The organism is uncultured Legionella sp. (assembly GCF_937871865.1).
Lineage (GTDB): Bacteria > Pseudomonadota > Gammaproteobacteria > Legionellales > Legionellaceae > Legionella.
Window position 1 is genome coordinate 1 of sequence record NZ_CALMPD010000031.1, and the last position, 6,713, is coordinate 6,713.

The following is a 6,713-nucleotide window of genomic DNA, read 5'->3' on the forward strand; positions in this document are numbered from 1 at the left end:
AAAGGCGGTTAAAATAAGACATTCGCTTTTCATCTTTATCGGGTTGTTTTGTTTCAAGTAGGGCTTTTTTGAATCAAAGGGGGCAATAATTAAATTAATCAACAAAAATAATGAAAATTTAATGATTTAAGTTATTGACGTTAACGAAATGAGTTAGTATTATGTGCGCTCTGTCCTTGGACGGGTAACGGGGTGTAGCGCAGTCTGGTAGCGCGCCTGCTTTGGGAGCAGGATGTCGGGGGTTCGAATCCCTCCTCCCCGACCAATTTAGCGCCCGTAGCTCATCTGGATAGAGCATCGGCCTTCTAAGCCGAGGGTAGCAGGTTCGAATCCTGCCGGGCGCACCAGACGTCAAAAGGTTATACGTTTTTAGCTGGGAAGTTTATGGTGAGCGTAGCTCAGTTGGTAGAGCCCCGGGTTGTGATCCCGGTTGTCGTGGGTTCGAATCCCATCGTTCACCCCATATTGTATAATAAAATGGTCTATCGCTAAAGATTCTATCTTGAGTCTTTACAAGACTAAATTACTGATTGATAATCCAACCTGATTGCGAAAGTGGCGGAATTGGTAGACGCACTGGATTTAGGTTCCAGCGGGGCAACCCGTGAGAGTTCGAGTCTCTCCTTTCGCACCATTTCATGATAAATTCCGAGAGGTGAATTAATGCAAGTTTCTGTTGAGACCCTAAAAGGTTTGGAGCGTAAGGTAACAGTTTCTGTACCTAGCGAGAAAGTCGAGGAAGAAGTGAGCTTACGTCTCAAGAATCTTGCTCGTAAAGCCAAAATCGATGGTTTTCGTCCAGGCAAAGTTCCTATGCATGTTGTTAAAAGCCGTTATTCCGACAGCGTTCGTGAAGAAGTTGCTAGAGAAATGGTTCAGTCTACCTTATTTGAAGCCCTACAAAAAAATGAACTTGTTCCTGCCGGATATCCTTTTGTTGAACCAGAACAAGTTGAACAAGGCAAAGATTTTAGATACACCGCTGTTTTTGAAGTATTACCTGTGTTTGAAGTTGCTGAATTAAATCAGGCGACTGTTGAATTAGTTAAATCAGAAGTTACTGATAAAGATGTAAAAGAGATGATGGATAAGCTACTTGAACAAAATAAAGAGTGGCATGAAGTATCTCGCGCTGTTAAAAAAGGCGATAAAGTTACTCTTGATTTCCAAGGATTCCTGGGGGATACCGCATTCGAAGGTGGAAGTGCTGAAGGTCATGAGCTGATAATAGGTTCTGGAGCTATGATTCCTGGATTTGAAGATGGAATAATTGGCGGAAAAATAGATAAGCCTTTTGATATTCAAGTTGCTTTCCCAGATGATTATGGCCATAAAGATTTGGCTGGAAAAGAAGCAACATTCAAAATTACACTTCATAAGGTTATGGAAGGTAAATTACCTGAGCTGGACGATGCTTTTGCTGAGAAATTTAATATTAAAGAAGGTGGCGTTGAAGCACTGAAAAAAGATATTAAAGATAATATGACTCGTGAACTGGAACGTCGTGTTAGCATGATGAACCGTGAAAAATTATTTGATCAATTAATGGAAGCAAATAAAATTGATTTGCCTTTAGCATTAATCGACAAAGAAATCGAGCATTTGAAGCATGATATGTATCATCGTCTGTTTGGCCATGAGCACAGAGATGATGAGCAGATCCCTGACTTCCCAAGAGAGTTGTTTGAAGAACAGGCTAAACGTCGTGTTCATCTTGGTTTACTTTTCTCAGAATATGTTAAAAAACATCAAATAGTTGCTGATAAAGATAGAGTTAATGCTATGATTGATAAGTTCGCCAGTGCTTATGAAAGCCCTGATGAGCTAAGAGCATGGTATCAAAACAGCAAAGAACATTTGGCTGAGATTGAAGCTTTAGTGATGGAAGACATGGTATCTGACAAAATTGCTGAAGACGCCAAGCTTAATTATACAAATAAGGATTATGATTCAGTGATGAATCCTAAAAAAGGCACTGAGAACAAAGGAGAGTAAGTATGTCGGGCTATTCAGATAACTTGATTCGCAATGCTAGTGGATTAGTTCCAATGGTTGTTGAGCAAACCTCACGCGGTGAACGCTCATATGATATTTACTCAAGATTGTTGAAAGAACGTATTATTTTCTTGCTGGGTGAAGTCGAAGATCATATGGCTAATTTGGTCGTAGCTCAATTGTTGTTCCTTGAATCTGAGAACCCTGAGAAAGATATTTCACTTTATATCAATTCTCCTGGTGGGGTAGTAACTGCAGGTCTTGCAATTTATGACACGATGCAGTTTATTAAACCAGATGTAAGCACTTTATGTATCGGCCAGGCAGCTAGCGCTGCCGCCTTGTTGCTTTGTGCTGGAGCTGATGGAAAGCGTTTTTGTCTTCCTAATTCACGAGTTATGATTCACCAGCCTTTAGGCGGGTACAGAGGTCAGGCTACTGATATTGAAATTCATGCACGTGAAACTCTTACAGTAAGAGAACGTCTGAATAATATTATGGCACATCATACCAGAAAAACACCTGATCAAATCATGCGTGATACTGAACGAGATAACTTCATGAGTGCTTCTCAGGCCGCTGATTATGGGCTGATTGATAAAGTACTTTATGATAGAGACGCTTTATCTGGTACAACAGAATAATAACTAAGTAAAGTGATACAAACGCCGGCTTTTCAGCAATTACTGATGGAAGGCTGGCAATAAAAAATTGGCGTATCTTTTTCTGATTGACTAAAATTTTACATGTATATTACACATTATCAGGTAATAGCTGTAAGAAGGGGTTAGGTTATGAGTAAATCCGGTAACGGAAGTGGAGAAAAAGTTCTGTATTGTTCTTTTTGTGGCAAGAGCCAGCATGAAGTAAAAAAATTAATTGCAGGCCCATCTGTATTCGTGTGTGATGAATGCGTTGAGTTATGTAATGATATAATTCGTGAAGAAACTCATGAAGTTCAGGAAGAAACTGAAACTCATTTACCTCCGCCTAAAGAAATATCAACATTTCTTGATGAATATGTTATAGGCCAGCCTCATGCAAAGAAAGTTTTGTCTGTTGCCGTTTATAACCATTACAAGCGTTTGCAACATAAAAATGAAGACGGTGTTGAGCTAGGCAAAAGTAATATTCTGCTGATTGGACCAACTGGAAGTGGTAAAACACTATTGGCTCAAACATTAGCACGAATCCTTAATGTTCCATTTGCTATGGCTGATGCCACAACGCTAACCGAAGCAGGTTATGTTGGAGAAGACGTAGAAAATATCATTCAAAAATTATTACAAAAATGCGATTACGATGTTGATAAAGCGCAACAAGGTATCGTATATATTGATGAAATTGATAAAATTTCGAGAAAGTCAGACAATCCTTCAATCACCAGAGATGTTTCTGGTGAAGGCGTGCAACAAGCACTCTTAAAACTAATTGAAGGTACTGTTGCCTCTGTTCCTCCTCAAGGTGGCCGTAAACACCCGCAACAAGAGTTTTTACAGGTCGATACATCTAACATATTGTTTATTTGTGGGGGCGCATTTGCAGGTCTGGAAAAAGTAATACGGGAGCGTAGTGATAAATCAGGAATTGGTTTTTCAGCTCAATTAAAAAATAAAAAAGACAACAACGAAGAAGTATCTAAGGTACTAGGACAATTGGAATCGGACGATTTAATCAAATTTGGGTTAATACCTGAGTTTGTTGGGCGTCTTCCTGTTGTAACTACTTTGCAAGAACTGGATGAGGCTGCTCTTATTGACATTCTAACCAGTCCCAAAAATGCGTTAACCAAGCAATTCCAATCTTTATTCCGAATGGAAGGCGTGGAGTTAGAGTTCAGGGAAGAAGCATTAGTTGCAATTGCTAAAAAAGCTTTAGAACGAAAAATGGGTGCTCGCGGTTTGAGAGCTATACTTGAAAATATTCTTTTAGACACCATGTATGAATTACCTTCCTTGGAAGGTGTAAATAAAGTGGTTATAGATGAGAGTGTAGTAAACAATTTATCCAAGCCAATTCTCATGTATGAACACGATGAGATGAAGAATGCTGCAGGTAGTAAAGAATAGTTATCCCTTTTGAATTCCATAATATTTTTTATATTATGGAATTCAAGTCTTCATCCCTTCTGTTTATACTGATGAATGAGTTTAATTGCGTGTAGTTTGCTCTATATTAACAAGTTCAGAGCATTTTTGAATTTGTTATAGAAAAGTCAATGATTTATCACTCATTTAACGAATTGTTCACTGACACTAATATCTGTATACTCATAAAAAACGTAGCAAAAACTATAATTAAGGCTTTTCGTTTGAATAAGGGTTCATTATGTCTAGTGAAAATGAAATGATATCGAATGAGACTGTAAATATGTCTAACGTACCTGTTTTACCATTAAGAGATGTAGTGGTTTACCCTCATATGGTTATACCGTTATTTGTTGGGCGTGGAAAATCAATTAAAGCCCTGGAAGCGGCTATGCTTGATAACAAACAGATCTTTTTAGTAGCTCAACGTAAATCGGCAAATGATGATCCTGCTCCAGGTGACATTTATGAGGTGGGAACGTTATCCAGTGTTTTACAATTATTAAAGCTTCCTGATGGCACCGTTAAAGTGCTTGTTGAGGGAGAACAACGAGCTCGTGTCAAAGAATACAATCAGGATAAGGGCTACCTTGAAGCATCTTTGGAGCCCATTCAGCAAGTAAATACTGAACTGAAAGAGCCAGAAATTGGTATCTTGATGCGTTCTCTCATGTCTCAATTTGAACAATACATTAAACTCAATAAAAAAATACCTCCTGAAGTTCTATCTCCATTGGCTGGAATTGAAGAACCGGGGCGTTTGACTGATACGATATCTGCGCATTTAACGCTTAAAGTAGATGATAAACAAGAGTTATTAGAAACGCTTGATGTCGGAACTCGTCTAGAACGGTTAATGGCTGCTATTGAAAATGAAATCGACCTGTTACATGTTGAAAAACGTGTGAGAGGGCGTGTTAAACGTCAAATGGAAAAAAGTCAGCGAGAATATTATTTAAACGAACAAATTAAAGCCATCCAGAAAGAATTAGGTGAAATGGGTGAAGAAGGCAATGAAATTGAACAATTAGAAAATTCAATTAATAAAGCGGGTATGCCTAAAGAAGCTAAAGAAAAATCCCTTGCCGAACTTCATAAATTAAAGATGATGTCTCCCATGTCAGCAGAGGCAACCGTTATTCGTAATTACCTCGATTGGATGCTGATGGTTCCATGGAAAAAGAAAAACAAAATCCAATTTGATTTGCTTAAGGCTGAAAAGTTACTTGATAAAGAACATCATGGTTTAGAACGAGTTAAAGAACGAATCATTGAATATTTGGCGGTTCAGCAAAGAGTTAAACGACTAAAAGGCCCTATTTTATGTTTGGTTGGCCCTCCTGGTGTGGGTAAAACATCATTAGGTCAATCTATTGCTAATGCAACAGGAAGAACGTTCATCCGAATCGCTCTGGGCGGCGTCCGTGATGAAGCTGAAATTCGTGGTCACAGAAGAACATATATTGGCTCTATGCCTGGTAAAATTATTCAAAAACTTAGTAAAGCTGGAGTTAAAAATCCTCTTATAATGCTGGATGAAGTTGATAAAATGGCGATGGATTTTCGTGGTGATCCTGCATCTGCATTATTAGAAGTTCTTGACCCAGAACAAAACCACACCTTTAGCGATCATTACTTAGAAGTAGATTATGATTTAAGCGATGTAATGTTCATTGCTACAGCCAATTCACTGGAAATTCCTGCTCCGCTATTAGATAGAATGGAAGTTATCCGTTTGGCAGGTTATACCGAAGATGAAAAGGTAAGTATTGCAGAACAATATTTAGTACCCAAACAAACTGTCTTGAATGGTCTGAATAATGATGAAATACATATTAGTGAAGGTGCGATAAGAGAAGTCATTCGTCATTATACACGTGAAGCTGGTGTTCGAAATCTTGAGCGCGATATAGCTAGCATTTGCAGAAAAGTAGTAAAAGAGATCTTATCTAACAAAAAAGCTAAAAAACTTAACGTCACGGCAAGTAACATTGAGAAATATCTTGGTGTTAAAAAATTCCGTTATGGATTAGCAGAAGAGTTTGATCAGATTGGCCAGGTTACTGGTTTGGCTTGGACTAGTGTTGGAGGAGAATTACTGACTTTGGAATCATCAATGATGCCAGGGAAAGGGAAAGTTACTCACACTGGTCAGTTGGGTGAGGTAATGCAGGAGTCAATTCATGCAGCTATGACTGTTGTTCGCAGTAGGGCTAAAAGGCTCGGACTTGCAGATGACTTTTTTGAGAAAAGTGACTTCCATGTTCATGTTCCTGAAGGTGCAACGCCTAAAGACGGTCCTAGTGCTGGTATAGGAATGTGCACCGTATTGGTTTCCGTTGTAACCCAAATCCCTGTCAAAGCAGATATTGCAATGACTGGAGAAATTACCTTGCGTGGTCAGGTATTACCAATAGGTGGTTTAAAAGAAAAATTATTAGCTGCTCATCGAGGAGGAATCAAGCATGTTCTTATTCCTGAAGATAATGTTAAAGACCTCGAAGAGATACCTGATAATGTTCTTAGAAAGCTGACTATTCACCCAGTTAAGACGATTGAACAAGTGCTGGATCTGGCTTTACAATGTAGTCCCTGGATAGATCAGTCAACAAATGAACAACCTGAAGTGTT

The 6,713-nt window shown here is 38.7% G+C and carries 4 protein-coding genes and 4 tRNA genes; all 8 read left to right on the top strand.

Translation table 11 applies throughout. The features are described 5' to 3' along the window. The first annotated feature begins 188 nt into the window (after nucleotides 1–188). Nucleotides 189–265: transfer RNA gene (locus tag Q0495_RS01845), tRNA-Pro, on the top strand. Nucleotides 266–270: 5 nt separating this feature from the next. After that, nucleotides 271–347: transfer RNA gene (locus Q0495_RS01850), tRNA-Arg, on the top strand. 40 nt (nucleotides 348–387) lie between these two features. Further along, a tRNA-His gene (locus tag Q0495_RS01855) sits at nucleotides 388–463 on the top strand. An 86-nt stretch (nucleotides 464–549) separates the two neighbouring features. Next, a tRNA-Leu gene (locus Q0495_RS01860) sits at nucleotides 550–634 on the top strand. Between the two features lie 29 nt (nucleotides 635–663). Further along, nucleotides 664–1,995, top strand: a complete 1,332-nt coding sequence (gene tig / locus Q0495_RS01865; protein ID WP_298622450.1) for a trigger factor — start codon at nucleotides 664–666, stop codon at nucleotides 1,993–1,995. Between the two features lie 2 nt (nucleotides 1,996–1,997). Beyond that, a complete protein-coding gene (gene clpP, locus Q0495_RS01870) occupies nucleotides 1,998–2,639 on the top strand; it encodes an ATP-dependent Clp endopeptidase proteolytic subunit ClpP (RefSeq protein WP_298622452.1) in 642 nt (213 codons plus the stop codon). Nucleotides 2,640–2,789: 150 nt separating this feature from the next. After that, nucleotides 2,790–4,064 (top strand): ATP-dependent Clp protease ATP-binding subunit ClpX, encoded by a 1,275-nt coding sequence (gene clpX / locus Q0495_RS01875; protein ID WP_298622454.1) that lies wholly within the window; start codon nucleotides 2,790–2,792, stop codon nucleotides 4,062–4,064. A 259-nt stretch (nucleotides 4,065–4,323) separates the two neighbouring features. Continuing rightward, nucleotides 4,324–6,713: endopeptidase La (gene lon / locus Q0495_RS01880; protein ID WP_298622456.1), on the top strand; the 2,390-nt coding region annotated here is incomplete at its 3' end.

What these genes read in the sequence shown, in the direction of transcription:
- tig (WP_298622450.1), top strand. Translation starts at nt 664, where the DNA reads ATGCAAGTTTCTGTTGAGACCCTAAAAGGTTTGGAGCGTAAGGTAACA.
- clpP (WP_298622452.1), top strand. Translation starts at nt 1,998, where the DNA reads ATGTCGGGCTATTCAGATAACTTGATTCGCAATGCTAGTGGATTAGTT.
- clpX (WP_298622454.1), top strand. Translation starts at nt 2,790, where the DNA reads ATGAGTAAATCCGGTAACGGAAGTGGAGAAAAAGTTCTGTATTGTTCT.